General features: G+C 69.1%; 18 protein-coding genes. 8 read left to right on the forward strand and 10 right to left on the reverse strand.

Annotation, left to right across the window (positions count from 1 at the left end; all coding sequences use genetic code 11):
* Nucleotides 1–12: 12 nt before the first annotated feature.
* The 8 genes from M9980_RS09755 to M9980_RS09790 all read right to left on the reverse strand — a co-directional run bounded on the left by M9980_RS09755 (nucleotide 13) and on the right by M9980_RS09790 (nucleotide 6289).
* The gene (locus M9980_RS09755) at nucleotides 13–597 is read right to left on the reverse strand and encodes a DUF305 domain-containing protein (protein WP_250749962.1); all 585 of its coding nucleotides are present in this window, start codon (nucleotides 595–597) and stop codon (nucleotides 13–15) included.
* Nucleotides 598–610: 13 nt separating this feature from the next.
* Nucleotides 611–1177: a c-type cytochrome gene (locus M9980_RS09760; RefSeq protein WP_250749965.1), complete on the reverse strand. Its 567-nt coding sequence runs from the start codon at nucleotides 1175–1177 to the stop codon at nucleotides 611–613.
* Complete coding sequence (locus tag M9980_RS09765) at nucleotides 1177–2241, reverse strand: copper resistance protein B (RefSeq protein ID WP_250749968.1); 1065 nt, start codon at nucleotides 2239–2241, stop codon at nucleotides 1177–1179. The genes M9980_RS09760 and M9980_RS09765 overlap by 1 nt, the downstream gene beginning before the upstream one ends.
* Nucleotides 2238–4115: a copper resistance system multicopper oxidase gene (locus tag M9980_RS09770; RefSeq protein ID WP_250754870.1), complete on the reverse strand. Its 1878-nt coding sequence runs from the start codon at nucleotides 4113–4115 to the stop codon at nucleotides 2238–2240. The genes M9980_RS09765 and M9980_RS09770 overlap by 4 nt, the downstream gene beginning before the upstream one ends.
* A 106-nt stretch (nucleotides 4116–4221) precedes the next feature.
* The gene (locus M9980_RS09775; protein WP_250749971.1) at nucleotides 4222–4779 is read right to left on the reverse strand and encodes an RNA polymerase sigma factor; all 558 of its coding nucleotides are present in this window, start codon (nucleotides 4777–4779) and stop codon (nucleotides 4222–4224) included.
* A complete protein-coding gene (locus M9980_RS09780) occupies nucleotides 4776–5216 on the reverse strand; it encodes a Spy/CpxP family protein refolding chaperone (protein WP_250749973.1) in 441 nt (146 codons plus the stop codon). Before M9980_RS09780 ends, M9980_RS09775 begins: the two co-directional genes overlap by 4 nt.
* Nucleotides 5213–5473: a hypothetical protein gene (locus M9980_RS09785; protein ID WP_250749976.1), complete on the reverse strand. Its 261-nt coding sequence runs from the start codon at nucleotides 5471–5473 to the stop codon at nucleotides 5213–5215. The genes M9980_RS09780 and M9980_RS09785 overlap by 4 nt, the downstream gene beginning before the upstream one ends.
* A gap of 51 nt (nucleotides 5474–5524) precedes the next feature.
* Nucleotides 5525–6289: a MauE/DoxX family redox-associated membrane protein gene (locus M9980_RS09790; RefSeq protein ID WP_250749979.1), complete on the reverse strand. Its 765-nt coding sequence runs from the start codon at nucleotides 6287–6289 to the stop codon at nucleotides 5525–5527.
* 42 nt (nucleotides 6290–6331) lie between these two features.
* Between M9980_RS09790 and M9980_RS09795 the strand changes: the two genes are divergently transcribed.
* Nucleotides 6332–6838, forward strand: coding sequence for a MerR family transcriptional regulator (locus tag M9980_RS09795; protein ID WP_250749981.1), 507 nt, complete (start codon nucleotides 6332–6334; stop codon nucleotides 6836–6838).
* Here M9980_RS09795 and M9980_RS09800 read toward each other — a convergent pair.
* Both M9980_RS09800 and mbfA read right to left on the reverse strand, forming a co-directional pair.
* Entirely contained in the window at nucleotides 6757–7470 is a 714-nt protein-coding gene (locus M9980_RS09800) for an ATP-grasp fold amidoligase family protein (protein WP_250749984.1), read from the reverse strand. The two genes, M9980_RS09795 and M9980_RS09800, sit on opposite strands and share 82 nt — an antisense overlap.
* A gap of 179 nt (nucleotides 7471–7649) precedes the next feature.
* Nucleotides 7650–8606 (reverse strand): iron exporter MbfA, encoded by a 957-nt coding sequence (gene mbfA / locus M9980_RS09805; protein WP_250749987.1) that lies wholly within the window; start codon nucleotides 8604–8606, stop codon nucleotides 7650–7652.
* A 157-nt stretch (nucleotides 8607–8763) separates the two neighbouring features.
* Here mbfA and M9980_RS09810 point away from each other — a divergent pair, with 157 nt between their 5' ends.
* The 7 genes from M9980_RS09810 to M9980_RS09840 are packed head-to-tail and all read left to right on the forward strand — an operon-like array spanning nucleotide 8764 to nucleotide 17262.
* Complete coding sequence (locus tag M9980_RS09810; protein ID WP_250749989.1) at nucleotides 8764–9042, forward strand: PepSY domain-containing protein; 279 nt, start codon at nucleotides 8764–8766, stop codon at nucleotides 9040–9042.
* A gap of 21 nt (nucleotides 9043–9063) precedes the next feature.
* Nucleotides 9064–9738 carry a response regulator transcription factor gene (locus M9980_RS09815; RefSeq protein ID WP_250749992.1) on the forward strand — a complete coding sequence of 225 codons (675 nt, stop codon included), beginning with the start codon at nucleotides 9064–9066 and terminating at the stop codon, nucleotides 9736–9738.
* Complete coding sequence (locus tag M9980_RS09820) at nucleotides 9735–11096, forward strand: sensor histidine kinase (protein WP_250749995.1); 1362 nt, start codon at nucleotides 9735–9737, stop codon at nucleotides 11094–11096. The genes M9980_RS09815 and M9980_RS09820 overlap by 4 nt, the downstream gene beginning before the upstream one ends.
* A gap of 1 nt (nucleotide 11097) precedes the next feature.
* On the forward strand, nucleotides 11098–11877 hold the full coding sequence (locus M9980_RS09825) for a protein-L-isoaspartate(D-aspartate) O-methyltransferase (protein ID WP_250749997.1): 780 nt from the start codon (nucleotides 11098–11100) through the stop codon (nucleotides 11875–11877).
* On the forward strand, nucleotides 11874–13208 hold the full coding sequence (locus M9980_RS09830) for a TolC family protein (RefSeq protein WP_250750000.1): 1335 nt from the start codon (nucleotides 11874–11876) through the stop codon (nucleotides 13206–13208). Before M9980_RS09825 ends, M9980_RS09830 begins: the two co-directional genes overlap by 4 nt.
* Nucleotides 13209–13213: 5 nt before the next feature.
* Nucleotides 13214–14212 (forward strand): efflux RND transporter periplasmic adaptor subunit, encoded by a 999-nt coding sequence (locus tag M9980_RS09835; RefSeq protein WP_250754871.1) that lies wholly within the window; start codon nucleotides 13214–13216, stop codon nucleotides 14210–14212.
* Entirely contained in the window at nucleotides 14209–17262 is a 3054-nt protein-coding gene (locus M9980_RS09840) for an efflux RND transporter permease subunit (protein WP_250750003.1), read from the forward strand. Before M9980_RS09835 ends, M9980_RS09840 begins: the two co-directional genes overlap by 4 nt.
* Nucleotides 17263–17267: the final 5 nt, after the last annotated feature.

Consider the following 17267-nt stretch of genomic DNA (forward strand, 5'->3'; position numbering starts at 1 on the left):
CTAACTCGGTAACTATCTGATCGGCGTAAGCGTGTTGATGCCGACGCTCTCGTCGGTTTCGGGCGGAGGGGGCGGGGCTTGACGATCCCGGTAAGACGGCAGGTCAGGCGCGCTCGACGGGACAGGATTGGCCTCCAGGCGTGCGATCATCCGCTTCATCTCGGCAATCTCACGCACCTGCGCATCGATAATGCCGTCGGCCAGCCGCCGCACTCCGGGATCGCGGATGTGGGCACGCTCGCTCGTCATGATCGCGATCGAGTGGTGCGGGATCATTGCCTTCATGTAGCTGACGTCGTCGACCGTCTCCTGGCTTCGCACCAGCCACAGCGCGCCCGCGAACACGACAATCGCGCCCACGACGATGCCGACGTTGGCCCGCCGGTTCGGATACATGCCCCACATGAAGCCGATCATGATGAGCGCCATCACCGCGCCCATCACCGCCGCCATCCAGGTCCGTGTCTGGCTGTATTCGACGTGGCTGAGCGTATAGGTGTTCAGGTACATCAGTCCGAACATTACGATTGTCGATGTTGCGGTCATCGCTGCGAAGCGGCTGTAGCCCATGCCGCCCCCCTTGCTGTCGTGGTTCATCCGCCCGTCTCCCTCAGTGATCGTGGTCGCCGTGACTGTCGTGCATTGCGGCGTCGTGCTGCTCAGGCGCGACCTTGTTCAGCGCCTGATATTCTGCCGGTGTGAGCGTCGGCATAGTGCGAAGGAACGCGACCATATCCCAGATGAGCTTGTCAGAATGCGTCTTGCCCCAGGCCGGCATCGCCGACAGCTTGACGCCGTGCTTGATGATCCAGAACTGCTCGGTGGGCGTCAGGTCGCTCTTCGCGGCCAGGCCGGGGGCTTGCGGATACAGCCCCTGCGACAATTCGGTCGGGGCGACGCCCGGGGCCAGATGGCAGCTTTGGCACATTTCACCGTAAAGTCCCGCGCCTGAGCGAATGCGGCTCGGCTGCGTCAGATCACCGGGAACCGCGATCCCGCCGGAATGCGCTGCGATGGAGCGATCGCGTAGCGTTTCCAGCAATGCATAGACCGGCCGGGTATGCGGCGCGTCGGCGGCAACGTTGTAGGTGCCGGACAGGAGGAACGCCGCGCCGCCCGCCGCGATGACGAGCAGCACGGCGGCGGCGGCGAGAGCGCGACGCGGCATCACGCGCATCAGAACCAGAACCGCACGCCGGCGACCAGGCTGGTCGACGTCGCACCCTTGCCATCCGCCCGCGCATAATCGGCGGTGCGCCCTGCCTTCGCGTCGTAGGATATGCCGACATAGGGCGCGAATTCACGGGCAAGCTCGTAGCGCAGGCGAAGGCCGAGTTCGGCATCGACCAGCCCCGCACCCGTCCGGGTTTCGGGCACGTCCTGTGCGGAAAGGTTCAGTTCGACGCGCGGCTGGAGGACGAGCCGCTGGGTGATGCGCTGGTCGTACCACCCCTCAAGCCGGCCGAGCAGTTCGCCCTTGGTCGACAGGAACGCAGCCGCCTCGACGTCGAACATATAGGGCGCCAGCCCCTCGATCCCGACCGTGGCATAGGTGCGCGTTGGCGTGGGCGCGAGATCATGCCGGATGCCGGCCTGCAGGTCGAAATACGGCCCGATCGCGCGGCTGTAGAGCGCCTGAACCTCGGCCGCCTCGATGCGTTCGCCGAACGACCCTGATCCTTCGCTCTTAATGACGGCGCGGTCGGTATCACCGCCGATCCAGCCTTCGCCGTCCCAGCGATAGCCGTCGCGCCCGTCGCGGACCTGAACCTCGGCCAGGTTGAACAGGACCTGGTGAAACACCTGCCCACCATTCTCGCGCATCATCTGGTGGCGGGACGCATCCATCACGCCGGCAGGAAAATCGCGATCGGCATAATGATCGGTCGGGGGCGCGGGCGGCGATGCGTTGCCCGGCGCCAGTGCGGTCCCCGTGAGCGCCATCGGCATCGGTTCGGTCGCGGGCATGGCGTCGCCTGCCATCGGCATCGCCATGCCCGGCATCGCGTGGCCGGCGTGGGGGTCGCTCGCCGGCGGCGTAGCGCTTGCCGGCTTCGTCGGCTTCGGCGCGATCGGCCTCTTCGCGGGCGCCTTGCGGGTGGCCGGCTTGGCGCGTTTAATCGGGGCGGGCTTGGCGGCGGGCATGGTCATGCCCGGCATCATGTGGCCGCTGTGGTCCTGCGCCACCGCAGGCGTGGCGAGCGCGACGAGCGGCGCGGCGGCGAGCAGGCGGGCGATCATGCCGCACCTCCATCGCGCCGCACGCTGACGGTGCGCATCATACCCGCGTGCATGTGGTACAGCAGGTGGCAGTGGAACGCCCAGTCGCCCTCGGCGTCGGCGGTCAGATCCCAGCTGACCGTGCCGCCCGGCTGGACGATCACGGTGTGCTTGCGTGGCGCATGGTCGCCATGCCCCGTCACAAGTTCGAAGAAATGCCCGTGCAGGTGGATCGGATGCGCCATCATCGTATCGTTGACGAGCTTCACGCGCACCCGCTCGCCCAACCGGAACGGGAACGGCGCCATCGTGTCGGACATCTTGATGCCGTCGAACGACCACATGAAGCGCTCCATGTTGCCGGTTAGGTGGATCTCCAGCTGCCGAGACGGCGCGCGCACGTCCGGGTTGCGGGTCCGCGCCATCAACTGGCGGTAGGCCAGCACGCGATGGCCGACATCCTCCAGCCCCTGACCCGGATAGTCGGTGCGGTCGATCGGCATGGGCGCGATCGTCTGCACGCCCGGATTGCGGGTGACGCCCGGCGCGTTGGAGAAGTCGCGCATCTTCATCGCGCCGTGGTCCATCCCGGCCATCGCGCCACCAGCCGCACCGGCACCGTGATCCATCCCCGCCATCGATCCGTGATCCATCGCGCCGTGGTTCATGCCGGGCATCGCCGTCCCGCCGCCAGCAGGCGGGTTGGGCGCCGCCGGCGCTCCCGCAACATGGCCTGCGATCGTCACCGAGCCATTCTGCTCGGCGCTGGAATCGATCGGCCGCTTCGGCGGCATCGGCCCCATGTCCATTCCGCCCATGCCCATGTCGGTCATCGTCGCGAGCGGGCGATTACGGAGCGGCGGCACCTCCGCCGTCATTCCGGCCCGCGGTGCCAGCGTCGCGCGCGCCAGCCCGGAGCGGTCAACACTCTCGCCGACCAGCGTGTAGGCGCGGTCCCCCGGCACCACGACCGCGTCATAGGTTTCCGCGACACCGATCTGGAACTCGTCGACCTCGACCGGCATCACGTCCTGCCCGTCCGCCTGGACGATGGTCAGTGGCAGGCCGGGGATGCGGACATTGAACGTCGTCATCGCCGAGGCATTGATGATGCGCAGCCGCACCCGCTCGCCGGGCGTGAACAGCGCGGTCCAGTTGTCGCGTGGCCCGTGGCCGTTCACGAGGTAGGTGTAGGCGGCACCCGTCCCATCGGCGATGTCGGTCGGCGACATCCGCATGCCGCCCCATTTCATGCGCTCCTTCTGCGGCTGGTCGCGGCCTGCCAGCACGCCGGACAGCGTTTGCTTCTGGAAGTCATAATAGGCGTCGCCGACCTTCATCCGGCGATAGATGGTGGCGGGGTCGGTCGGGCTGTGGTCCGACAGCACGATGATGTGCTCACGATCGTAGCCGACCGGGTCCGGGCCGGCCGGATCGATCACGATCGGCCCGTAAAGGCCGAGCTGTTCCTGCAACCCCGAATGGCTGTGATACCAGTAGGTGCCGGCCTGCTTCACCGGAAACTCGGCGACATAGGTCGAGCGCGGCGCGACGCCGGGAAAGGAAATGCCCGGCACCCCGTCATACTTCGCCGGCACCAGAAGACCGTGCCAGTGGAGCGAGCTGTCTTCGTCGAGTTCGTTGACCACGGTCAGGCGCGCGACTTGCCCTTCCTTCAGTCGGATCAGCGGCCCCGGCACGGTGCCGTTGATGCCGATCGCCTTTTGCGTCCGCCCGTCTATCGTCATCGTCTGGCGCGCGATGCGCAGGGTAATGTCGTCGCCGGACACGGTTGGCAACGGCGCGACGAGGCCGGACGACCCGCTCTGCGCCCAGGCGGGAAACCATGCCGACAGCGCCGCCGCGCCACAGACGAGGGACGAGGCGCGCAGCATGTCGCGTCGGGAAAATGGCTGGTTCACGAAGAAACTCCCTGGCCGATGCGTCGGCTCGATCGGATGGGGATACGCGCGGGATGCCGGCTCCCCTCCAGAATGATGGTCAGAAATGCAGCGCGTCGCGCAACCGGGCGCGGGCGCGACGCACGCGCAGTTCGACGGCCTTCGCCGACAGGCCGAGCGTCGTGGCGACGTCGGCCTGCGCCATCCCCTCGATCGCGGTCAGCACGAGCGGTTCGCGCAAGCCCGCCGGCAGCGCTGCGATCGCCCGCATCGTCCGTGCGAGCGCATCGCGATCCGCCGCCAGATGCGCCGGGCCGGGCGCGGCGTCCGCAACATCGACATCCGTGCCGACGAACGGCAACAGGAAACGCCGAACCGCGCGGCGTCGCAGCCGGTCGCGACACTGGTTGAGCACGATGCGCGCGAGCCAGGGACGGAGCGGTCGGCTTACGTCGAACCGGGCGAGCGCCAGATACGCGGCGATGAAACTCTCCTGCACCGCATCCAGCGCGTCCTCCGTCTGGCCGAGGCTCGCCATGGCGATGCGATACAGCGCCTCGCGGTGCCGCCTGACGATCTCCGCGAAGGCGGCGTCGTGCGACGAGCGCGCCAGCGCGACGAGATCGGACTCGGTGCAGTCGGCAAGCGCGGATATCACCGGCCGCCATCGGTCAACGCCTTGCCGACCGCAGCGTCGAACCGGCGCGCCTGATCGGGCCGCAGCACCGCACGCATCCCGAAGATATGGTCGAGCGTCGCCTTCTGGAGCGTCCCCATCGCACGATGATTGGCGTCGATCGCCGCGGTGACCTGCGGGCCGAGGGCATGTTCCGCCTCGATCGCGGTCGCAAGCCGCGCATTGTCGGCCTTCATCTCTGCCTCCAGCGCAACCCGGCGTCGGGCAAAATCCCGTTCCAGCGTCTCGATCTGCGCCTTCTGTCCGGCGTCGAGATCGAGGCCGTCGTGGAGGAGGGCGTGAAGCGCAGCTCCGGGCGCCGAAGGCGGCGCGAACCAGAGCCGCCCCGCCGCCACGCCGACCACGGCGGCAAGAAAGGCGGCAACGATCACCAGCGCGATGCCGACGCGCCTGCTCACAGCGACGCCGTCAGCAGGCTAGAGGGCGCGAGCGATGCGTCGATCAGCCCGGTCGGTGCCGCGTCTTCGATCGACACGCCGCCGGCCACGCCCGCGAGCAACGCCATCGCGACAGCGGCACAGGATGCGACACCAAGCTGTCGCCGGTCGCTGCGGGCCTGACTGATGCCGGCCCAGACGGCGCGCTCGATATCCGCCAGCTCTGCTGGAGGGGCAAGCGTGGCGAGGGCGGCGAGCCGGCTATCGAGATCGTTCATGTTCGTGTTCCCTACATGACGACCCTGATACGCACAGGCATCGCGTCTCCCTCACATGTGTCCGCCGGCGCCAATCAGCATCGCCACCGCCATTGCGACCATCATCACATTCTCTGTCAGCGACACAAAGCCGAGCGGCACGTTCGACGCACCGCCGACACAGGCACATTTCAGCTCCCGCCGCTCGACATAGACCGCCTTGAACACAGAAAAGGCACCGATCCCGCCGATGAACAGCGCGACGGGTGCGGACAGCCAAGTCGCGACCCCTGCCAGCATCAACCCACCCGCTCCGAATTCCGCGAAGGGATAGATCCAGGCATAGGGAACCCAGCGACGCGCCAGCAGGTCGTAGCCCAGGAACATCGTCGCGAAACGATCGACATCCTGCAGCTTGAGCATCGCGAGCAGCATCATCGCCACGGCGATGAACCGCCCGGCACCGACAAGGCCGATCAGCGGCGCGCCTGTCAGCCAGTTGATCGCCAGCGCGATGGTGGCGGCGACCGCGAAGACGGCGACGACGGGCGTATAGGACGTGGCTTCGGGATCGGACACGCGAAGGCCGAAGAAGCGGCGCAGGTCGTCATAGCCGCCGATGCGCTGGCCACCGATGAAGGTCTGCGGAGTCGTTTTGACGCCATGCTCTGCCTTGAACGCCTCCTGCTGCTCGCGCGTCGTCAGCCAGCGATCGTCGACCCGGTAACCCTTGTGCCGCAGCAGCCATCGCGCCTTCAACCCGTAGGGACAGATGTGCGTCGGCATCACCATCCGGTAGAGGGTCGCCACCTTGCTGCTATCTGGATCGTCGGTCATCGCCACTTTCTCCACAGTGGCGCATGATATAGGTGCCGTACCATGGTACGGAGTCAAGGGACGGGGTTGACGATCGGCGCGCTGGCCAAAGCGGGCGGTGTCGGCGTGGAGACGATCCGCTATTACCAGCGCATCGGCCTGTTGCGCATTCCCGCGAACGACGGTGGCGTCCGGCGATACGGAGCGGAAGACCTGCGTCGCCTGCGCTTCGTCCGATCGGCACAGGGCGCCGGCTTCACGCTGGAACAGGCGCGCGCCTTGCTGACGCTCGATGCGGCCAACGATCGCGATCGTGCCCGCGATCTGCCCGCCACGCGCCTTCATGCACTCGACGAGCAGATCGCCCGACTGACGGCGGCGCGAACCGCGCTCACAAGGCTGGTGACGGCTTGTGTGAGTGGCGGCGGCGACACCTGCCCGATCCTCGACGCGTTCGACGATGACGGCGGGACCGGCTTATCGCAGGATCAAGCTCCCTCTCGCCATAGCCGCCCCAGCCAATCGTCGAGGTCAAGTGGATCGAATGGATCGAGACCGGACCCGGGGTAGAAGGTCATCTCCCCGAACCTGGGGTGCGGGTCGATATCGTAGAAGTCGATCCGCACGAAATCGAACCCGATGCCCAGCTGTTCGGCGGCCGCGATCATCGCTCCGAGCCGTGCCGGTCGCGGCGGTGTGTCGGCGGAGCGGGACAGTCTGAGCCAATCGCGATCCATCAGCAGCCATCGGTGGTCGCGCGCCCGGTCGAGGTGGACCTGAATGGCGGCGACGTGCCCGTGGAAGACGTAGAGCTTGTAGTCGATCGGCAGCACCCCGGCGGTGCCGATGAACGGCTCCACCAGAATGCCGCGCGGCACGTCGGCATAGCCCCATTCGTCGAGCCATCGTCCATACGGCGACCACACCCATCGCGCGCCCGCCCGTCGAACCTCGGTCCAGTCGGTGGCATCGGACAGCACGAAGCGCCGCTGGTTGCAGCCGTGGCGCGACTTCACGACGAACGGGTGTGGCCAGGGCGGCGTGTCGGGCAGCAGCGAACCGTGCCACAAGGTCGGCGTGATCCACTCCGCCCCGATGCGGTCGCTGACGAACGCCTTGACGGCAACCTTGTCGATCAGGCCCGGCATCGACGGATTGCGGTCGTTCAGCTTGCGCCATTGGACCAGTTCGGTGAACCGCATCGGCGTATCCAGCGACAGCGCGCGGCCGTGTCGCCAGCGATAGGCGAGATGCAGGCGCCATCGCGCAGCCCGCAGGGACCAGGCGGTCGTGACGTCCGGAGTCGATGATGGGAACGCGTCGGGGGGCGGCCATACCGCATCGCACCGTATTGCGGCGGCGGCCGCCCGTGTTCCAGCTTTCATCCCGATCCGATCAGGATACCGGCGGCGAGCACCAGCGCGCCGCCCAGCATCACCTTCGCGGCCGCCGACACTGGCGGGGTGTCCATGTAACGGTACTGGATCCACGCGATCGCCGACAGTTCCAGCAGCACGACGATCCCCGCCACCACGGTTGCGGTCCAGAAGTCGGCGATCAGGAACGGCAGCGTGTGGCCGATACCGCCCGCCGTCGTCATCGCGCCGCAGACCACCCCGCGAAGCAGCGGCGCGCCGCGTCCGGAGAGCTTGCCGTCGTCCGCCAGTGCTTCGGCAAAGCCCATCGAAATGCCCGCGCCGATACTCGCGGCAAGGCCGACGAGAAACGCGTTCCACGGCTGATGCGTCGCGAACGCCGCGGCGAAGACGGGGGCGAGCGTCGAGACCGAGCCGTCCATCAGCCCGACCAAGCCAGGCTGGATTACCTGCAGCACGAACCGCCGGCGGCGGTCGGCGTCTTCTGTATCTCGGCGATCGTCGGGCAGCCGCTTCGCCACGATCGTATCCGCCGCCCGCAGGTGTCCCGCCTCCGCCATCGCCAGATCGCCCAGCAACCGGCGGGTCGCGGCATCGGTGCTTCGCGCCGCCGCCGCACGATAGAAGCGGGCGGCGTCGGCCTCCATGCGCTTGGCCTGTTCGCGGATCGCGTCGATCCCGCGTCCGGTCGCGCGGCGTCCTTCATGCGGGCGTGGCGCACCGCGGACCTCATGGCGGGTGAGATAGGGGATGTGATCGCCGAACCGCGCGACGTGGCGATCGATCAGCGCGCGGCGATGGCCGTCCTCCTCGGCGGCCATGTCGTCGAACATCGCTGCCGTATCGGGATAATCCGCCCTAAGATGCGCGGCATAATCGGTATAGATGCGACCGTCCTCCTCCTCGCTGCTGATTGCCAGTGCGAGGACTTCCTGCTCGGTCAGATCATCGAAGCGACGCATATTCAGGCTCCTTCGTCGCGCGATGTTACCGGCCGTTGCGGCAAAAGCATCAAGGTTGGGAAATTGTATCCGCGCGGCCTGCGTCCGCCAAACTACAGCGGGCTAGACATCGATCTGCACGGCCTCCCCCTGACCGTGTGTTCGAAGGAGTATCGAGATGAAACTGCCCCGTCGCATCGTCGCGCTCGCCGCCGTCATCGGCATGACCGTTCCCGCCCTGGCCGCCCCCGCACCGATCGGGATGGCCAGGGCGCGCGCGATCGCGCTGAAGGCCGCGCCCGGAAAGGTCGAGAAAAGCGAGTATGAGAAGGAAGGCGGCCACTGGCGCTATTCGTTCGAGATTCGCCAGGGCGCGCGTATCCACGAAATCGGCGTCGATGCGATGAGCAGCCGGATCGTGGAGAACGTGTTTGAGAAACCGGGCGCGAAGGACTGACGAACCGAGGCGATAATAAAGATGCGCATCCTCCTCGCCGAAGACGATGTCGAGACCGCGGGCTATCTTGCCCGCGGACTTGGCGAACTGGGCCATGTCGTGCTCTTCGCCGGCAACGGGGAGGATGGGCTCCATCTGGGCGCGACCGAAACCGTCGACGTGCTGGTCCTCGACCGCATGTTGCCCAGGATAGACGGCATTTCCGTGCTGCGACGCCTGCGCCTTGCCGGGGTCGCGACCCCCGCCCTCATCCTTACGGCGCTCGGCCGGATCGAGGATCGCGTTGCCGGGCTGGATGCGGGGGCGGACGATTATCTGGTCAAGCCGTTCGCCTTTTCCGAGCTGGTCGCACGCCTGAACGCGCTGGCGCGCCGTGCCGTGCCCGCGCAGGCGGTGACGCGCATCGACGTCGGCGCGGTGTCGATGAACCTGCTGACGCGTGAGGTGACGCGGTCGGGGGTGCCCGTCCCGCTCCAGCCGCGCGAGTTCCGGCTGCTGGAGGAATTGATGCGCAACGCGGATCGGTTCGTGACGCGCACCATGCTGCTCGAACGGGTCTGGGACTTTCACTTCGACCCGCAGACCAAGATCGTCGAGACGCACATGAGCCGGCTCCGTTCGAAGCTCAATTACGGCGGCTTGCCGGACGTGATCGAGACCGTCCGCGGTTCCGGCTATCGGATGATCGAACGATGAGGCTGCTGCCACGACGCGCGGCCTATCGGATCGCCGTCCTGTCCGCAGGTGCCTTCGCACTCGCGACGACCTTGCTCGGGGTGCTCGTCTTCTATGCGGCCCATGTCACCTTCGCCCGGCAACTGGACGCGAGCATCGCGGACGCTTCGGCAGCGCTCGTCACCGAATACCGGGCCGAGGGACGCGACGGACTGAACGAGGCGCTCGGTCGCCGGGAACAGCGGGCGGGCGACGAACTCGGCTATGCGCTGTTCGGGACGGATGGTCGCCGGATCGCGGGCCGGATGGTCACGGACCGTCCGCCTGTCGGCTGGAGCGACATCGTTTTCCAAGACCCGATCGAAGGCCCCGATCCGGCGCGGGCGCTGGCCGTCGATCTGCCGGACGGCGACCGGCTGGTGGTCGCGGCGGATCGCGAGCCGTTGGAGAACATCGACGCCACCATCCTGTCGATCTTCGCGGGCGCGCTGGTCGTCGTGGTGATCGTCGGCGCGAGCGGCGGCCTGCTGCTGGGCGGCTACCTCCGACGGCGGCTCGCCGGCATCACCGCGACGGCCGACGCCATCGTCGCGGGTGACCTGGGGTCGCGCGTGCCGATCGGGCGTGCCGGAGATGGCGTTGGGAGCGATGAATTCGACCGCGTCGGTGCCTCGCTCAACCTGATGCTGGGCCGGATCGATACGCTGGTCGCCAACCTGCGGCAGGTCTCCGCCGATGTGGCGCACGACCTCCGAACGCCGCTGTCGCGGTTGCGCGCGCAACTCGAACAGGCCGGTGCCGCCGGGTCCGATCCGGTGCGCCACGCCGCCGCGATCGAGGCGGCGATCGACCATTGCGACCAGATCCTGCTGATCTTCGAGGCGATCCTGCGCATCGCCGAGATCGAGGAAGGCGGCGCGCGCGCCTGGTTCGCACCATTCGATCTGTCGCGGCTGACGGAGGAGATCGCCGACGCCGTAACGCCAGCGGCGGAGGAAGGCGGCAGGAGCATCGCCGCCGCCGGGGAGCCGGCCTGCGTGATCAATGGCGACCGCCAGCTCGTCGCGCAGGCCGTCGTCAACCTGACCGAGAATGCGATGCGGCATACCCCGCCCGGTACGCGCGTGACGATCGACGTGCGGCGCGTCGGCACCGACATCGTCCTGACCGTCGCGGACGACGGCCCGGGCGTTGCCGCCGGCGATCGCACGCGCATCCTCGGGCGCTTCGTCCGGCTGGAAGCGGCCCGCTCGACGCCCGGCAACGGCCTGGGCCTCAGCCTGGTCGCAGCCGTAGCGGCGCTGCACCGTGCCGTCGTCGGGATCGAGGACAACGCGCCGGGGCTGCGGGTCGTGATCGCATTTCCGGGCGGGCGGTAACATGAAGCGCTTACCCCTGGTCGCCATCGCGATCGTCCTGACCAGTTGCGCATCCGGAATGCAGACGCAGCGTGCGGCGATGATCGCGACGATCCGGCGCGACGTCGCGACCGCTCCGCGCCTCGCCGCCGACCCTTGGTTCGTCCGTGCGCTGGCGGTGGTGGCATCGCTGCCGCGTGAGGCGTTCGTGCCACACGCGGCGCGGCGTCTGGCCTATGTTGGAACGCCGCTCCAGATCGGGTGGGACCAGACGATCTCCGATCCGCACATCGTCGCGGTCATGACGGCGGCCGCGCGGATCGGATCCGGATCGAACGTGCTCGAGATCGGCACCGGCTCGGGCTATCAGGCGGCGGTGCTGTCGCGGCTGGGCGCGCGCGTGGCGACGATCGAGATCGTTCCCCAGCTGGCTGACCGGGCGCGCGCGACGCTGGCGCGACTGCGGATCGGTGGCGTAACAGTGCGCGCCGGCGACGGCTTCGTGGGCTGGCCGGAGCGCGCACCGTTCGACGCCGTGATCGTCACCGCCGGTGCGACGGAGGTGCCGGCACCGCTGCTTGCCCAGCTGCGCCCCGGCGGGCGTCTCGTCATGCCGATCGGCCCGCGCTGGCCGATCGAGCAGATCCTGACCCTGACGAAGCGGGCGGACGGGGGTGTCTATACGTGCTCACTCGGTCCGGCGATGTTCGTGCCGCTGACCGGCGAGGGCCGCAGGCCCGAGGATCCCCGTGGTCTGTCCGACCGGAGCATTCCACTCTGCTACGGCGCACCGGTCACATGAGGCGGCCGGTCGCCCTGCTGCTCGCCACCGTCCTGACGGGCTGCGCGACCTATGCGCCGGCGCCGTTAGCGGATCGGCCGGCACCTCCCGTGACCGCCGCTGCACTGGCGCGCGACGGTCTGGCGATCGACCGGCCGTGGCTGTCGCCGGTCGCGATCGACCTTTCCAAACCGCTCGACGCCAACGCGATCGCGGTGCTGGCGGTGATCGCGAACCCAGACCTGAAAGCGTTACGCGCCCGCGCGGGCGTCTCCGATGCGCAGGCCTTCGCCGCGCGGCTCCTGCCCGACCCGAGCTTTTCGATCGGTGCGAACACGGTGATCGCCGGGCCGGACCCGTTGCTCGACCTTGCAGGCGCGCTCGGGTTTGATCTGGCGGCACTGCGAACGCGCGGCGTCCGCCTGGCGCAGGCCGAGGCGCAGGGACGCCAGGTCCGCCTCGACCTTGCCTGGAGTGAGTGGCAGACGGCCGGGCAGGCCCGCATCCAGGCGATCCGTATCCTGTCGCTCGAACGCGCGCTGGGCCTTGCCCGCGCATCGGCGGACACGGCGCGATCCTTGCTCGATCGCACTATGCGGGCCGCAGGGCGAGGCGATGTCGCCGGATCGACAGTGCAGGCATCGCAGGTCGGTGCGGCCGATGCGCTCGCCCGACTGCGCACGGCGGAGCGTGACTTCGCCGCCGCCCGGTTCGAGCTGACGCGCCTGCTCGGGCTGTCGCCGGCGACGACGCTGACACTCGCTACGACATCGACGCCGCCCAATATCCTCGACGTCGACCGGCTGGTCGCGGTCGCCTTGGCGCAACGCGCCGATCTCCAGGCACTGCACGCGGGCTACGATGCGCAGGAAGCGGCAGTGCGCAAGGCGATCCTCGATCAGTTTCCGTCGCTGTCGCTGACGGTGAACGGCGCGCGCGATTCCGCCGGCAACACGCTGCTTGGGCCAGCGATCGCATTCAACCTGCCACTGTGGAACCGCAATCGCGGCGGCATCGCGGTCGAGCAATCGACCCGCGCCGCGCTGGCGGCGGAATATGAGGCTCGCCTGTTCCAGACCCGTGCGCAGATCGCCGCAGCGGTGGCCGGTATCGGCATCGCGCGCCGCCAGTTGGGCAGCGCGCAGGCGGACCTGCCCGCGCTCCGCCGCTTCGCCGACGCCTCGGCACGGGCCGCTGCGCGCGGCGACATCCCGCGCGCGACGGCGGAGACGGCGGCGCAGGCGCTGCGCGATCGTGAACTGGTGGCCGTGCAGGCCGAACAGGACTGGAAGGAACAGGCCGTGGCCCTGGAGTTGTTGACCGGCACCCCCGCGAGCGGATGGTCCCGGTGAGAGCGATGCTGGTCACGGCGACCGCCGCCCTGCTGGCGGGGTGTGGCACCGCGACAGAACCGGCCGCGCCTGCGCCCAGTGCACTGGTCGGTCTGGCGCGCGCGGAGGTGGGGAGCGTGCGCGGCGGTGAGGCGCTCTACGGCGCGGTGGAGGCCGGGACCGGGCAGCGCATCGACCTGCCCGCACCGCTCGAAGCCAGCGTGGCCGCGATCCTGACACCGGTCGGAACGCGGGTGTCGGCGGGGCAGCCGGTCGCGCGGCTGGTCGCCAGCCCGGTCGCGCAGGCGGACCTCGCCCGCGCGTCCGCCGATGCGGCGACGGCGACCGCCGCGCTGGCGCGTGCGCAACGGCTTCGCGCCGACGGCCTTGCGTCCGACGCCGATGTCGAGGCGGCACGTGCCGCGGCGCGCACCGCCGCCGCGACCAGGGCGAGCGTGACCACGCGATTGAACGGACTGGTGTTGCGCGCGCCGCGGCCCGGCTTCGTGCAGGCCGTCAACGCCAGTCCCGGTGCGCTGGTGGTAGCCGGCACCTCGATCCTGTCCCTGTCGCCGATCGGTCCGACGCGGGCACGATTCGGGATCACGCCCGACGCCGCCCGCGCCGTCCGTCCCGGCCAGCCGCTGAGCGTGAAGGGACCGGACGGCATGATCGCGGGCACTGTCGCCAGCGTCGATCCCACGGTCGATCCGCAGACCCGCATGGCGGCGCTGTTCGTCGATCTGCCAACGGGCATCGCGGCGGGCGTGCCGGTCACCGCGGACCTCGCCTCTGCTTCGGGCGGCACGACCGGAATCATCATCCCCTATGCGGCCGTGCTCGACGATGCCGGCCAACCCTTCGCCTATGTCGTCGCTGGCGGCATCGCCCATCGGCGCGATCTGGTGCTGGGCGATCAGAACGGGGATCGGGTCGCGGTCGGCCGCGGCATCCGCGCGGGCGAGCGTGTCGTCGTGCGCGGCGGCACCGGCGTCGAGGACGGGATGCGGGTGCGGACGCGATGAGTGGCCGAGGCCCGTCTCCAGCGTTCTCGCGCCACGCTGCCGCGATCTGGCTGGCGCTGGTCCTGATCGCGATCGGCGGCGTGATCGCGGCGACGCGGCTGCCGGTCGCGCTGTTTCCGCACATCGACTATCCTCGCATCACGATCGCGATCGACGCGGGCGAGCGCGATGCGGCCCAGATGGAGGCGGAGATCACCCGCCCGATCGAGATCGCGCTGCGCGGCGTGCCCGGCGTGACGCGGATCCGTTCGACCACCAGTCGCGGAACGGCGGAAGTCGCGCTCTCTTTTGCCTGGGGCGACGATATGGCCTCGGCGACGCTCGCCACCCAAGGCGCACTGGCCACGATCCTGCCCGACCTGCCGCCCGCCACGCGCTTCACGGTGCGACGCTCGGATCCGACCATCTTTCCGGTCCTCGGCATCGCGCTGACCTCCGCGACTCTCGATCAACGCGCGTTGCGCCAGATCGCGGAGCTGAAGGTTCGTCCCGCGCTCAGCTCCGTGGCGGGCGTCGCGGGCGTGGACCTGCTCGGCGGCACCGCGCCGGAATTCTCGGTCGCGGTCGATCCGGCGCGCCTGTCGGCACTGGGCCTGTCGATCGCCGATGTCTCGGCAGCGCTGGCGAAAGCCAACGTGGTCCAGGGTGCCGGCCGGATCGAGGATCGCCACCGCCTCTATCTCGTGCTCGTCGAGGCGCGGGTAACCGGGGCGAAGGCGCTTGCCGACGTGCCGGTCAAGGCGGGAAGCACAACCAGCGCCGGAGTTGTCAGGCTCGGCGACATCGCCACCATCTCGCCCTCGGTGGAACCCGACTATACCCGTATCACGGCGGGTGGGCACCCGGCGGTGCTGGTCAACGTCCGGCAGGCGCTGAACGGCGACACGGTGGCGATCGTCAGGGCAGTCGACGCGCGGTTGCGCGCCGCCGGCCTGCCGCCCAGTGTCGTCGCAACGCCGTTCTACGACCAGAGCGAACTCGTCACCGGCGCGGCGGATGCCGTCCGCGACGCGATCCTGCTCGGCGCGCTGCTCGCGGGCCTCGTCCTGTTCCTGTTCCTGCGTTCGGGGCGGCTGATGCTGATTACCGGACTGATGCTGCCCGTCGTGCTCGCAGCGACCTGCCTGGTCCTCAAGGTCGCGGGTCTCGGCTTTAACATGATGACGCTGGGCGGCATGGCCGCCGCCGTCGGGCTGGTGGTCGACGATGCCGTCGTGATGCTGGAGCATGTCATGCGACGGATGCAGGAGGGCGCGGCGCGCGGTGCCGAGGGCGTCCTGACGGCGGCGGGCGAGGTCGCGCGGCCGCTCTACGGCTCCACGCTGGCGACCATCGTCGTGTTCCTGCCGCTTGCTTTCGTCAGTGGGGTGACCGGCGGCTTCTTCAAGTCGCTCGCCGTGACGATGGTCGCCGCGCTCGCGCTGTCGCTGCTCTGCACGCGCATCGCCATTCCGCTAGCGGCGGCGCGCTGGCTGCGGCCTTCGGATGCCGAGGCGGCCGACCGGGCCGGACGGATGATGGACCGGCTGGCGTCGGGCTATACCCGAGCGGCGCGGCCGATGCTGTCGCGTCCTGAGCTATCGGCGGCGATCGTCGGCATCGTGCTGGCGGTCGCCGGCTATGTCGCCTGGACGCATGTCCCGTCGGGCTTCATGCCGAAGATGGACGAGGGCGGCTTCATCCTCGACTACAAGGTCCAGCCGGGTGCCGCGATCGACGACACCGACGGGCTGCTCAAGCAGGTCGAACGCGAGATCCTGACGACGCCCGAAGTGGCGAGCTATTCGCGCCGGCTGGGCGCGCAGCTCGGGGGCGGCATCTCCGAAGTGGACGAGGGCGACTATTTCATCCGGCTGAAGGGCGGGCGGCGACGCGGCATCGAAGCGGTGATGACCGACCTGCGCCAGCGGCTCGCCGCGCGGGTGCCCGGCGTGCAGGTCGAGACCGCGCAGCTGATGGAGGATCTGATCGGCGACCTGACCGCCGTGCCGCAACCGATCGAGGTCAAGCTGTTCGGCGACGATCCAGCCGAGCTGGAACACGTCGCCGGACAGGTCGCGAAGACGCTCGGCGCGATACCGGGCGTGGTCGAGGTGATCGACGGCCTGCGCGTCGCCGGTGACGGAATCGCCGTCACCGTCGACCCTCCAGCGGCCCGGCAGCAGGGGCTGGATCCGCAGGCGATCGCCGACCAGGTGCAGGGATGGATCGGTGGTCAGCTCCCAACGAGCGTCCGCATCGGCCCGCAGCTCGTCGGCGTGCGCGTGCGCGGCCCAGCGACGCTCGACGCGCGCGTGGCCCAGCTGGCGGCTCTGCCGCTGGCCGCGCCGGACGGTCATCTCGTCCGGCTCTCGCAGGTGGCGCGGGTGACGATCGCGGCCGGGCAGAAGCAGTTGACGCGCGAAGACCTGTCGCCCTTCATCGCGGTGACGGCGCGGCTGGAAGGGCGCGACCTCGGCTCGGCGATGCGAGACGTGCAGGCCCGCGTGGCTGGTCTGTCGCTGCCGGCATCGGTGCGGGTCGATTACGGCGGCCTTTATGCCGAGCAGCGCCAGAGCTTCGCCGATCTTGCGATGGTCTTCGCGGCGGCGCTGCTGCTGGCCGGATTGCTGCTGACGATCCTTTTCGGGCGGATGGCGTGGACGCTGGCGGCGCTCGCTACCGTTGTGCTGTCGGCGGCCTCGGTGCTGATCGGGCTGTGGCTGACCGGGATCGAACTCGACATTTCGGCGCTGATGGGCCTGACCATGATCGTCGGCATGGTGACCGAACTCATCATCTTCTACCTCGCAGAGATCGACACGACCCGACCGTTCGACGTGGCGGCGGCGCTGGAGGCGGGCGAGAAGCGCCTGCGCCCGATCCTGATGTCGGCGATCATCGCCGTGCTGACGCTCAGTCCGCTCGCGCTCGGCCTCAGCCGCGGCGCGGGCCTGCAACAGCCGCTGGCGACGGCGGTGATCTTCGGGCTGGTCGCTGCCGTGCCGCTGGTCCTGTTGCTGCTGCCAGCCCTCTGCATGATCGGCGGACGAAGCCGCATGGTCGCCTGATCGTC

Source organism: Sphingomonas donggukensis (assembly GCF_023674425.1).
GTDB lineage: Bacteria > Pseudomonadota > Alphaproteobacteria > Sphingomonadales > Sphingomonadaceae > Sphingomonas > Sphingomonas donggukensis.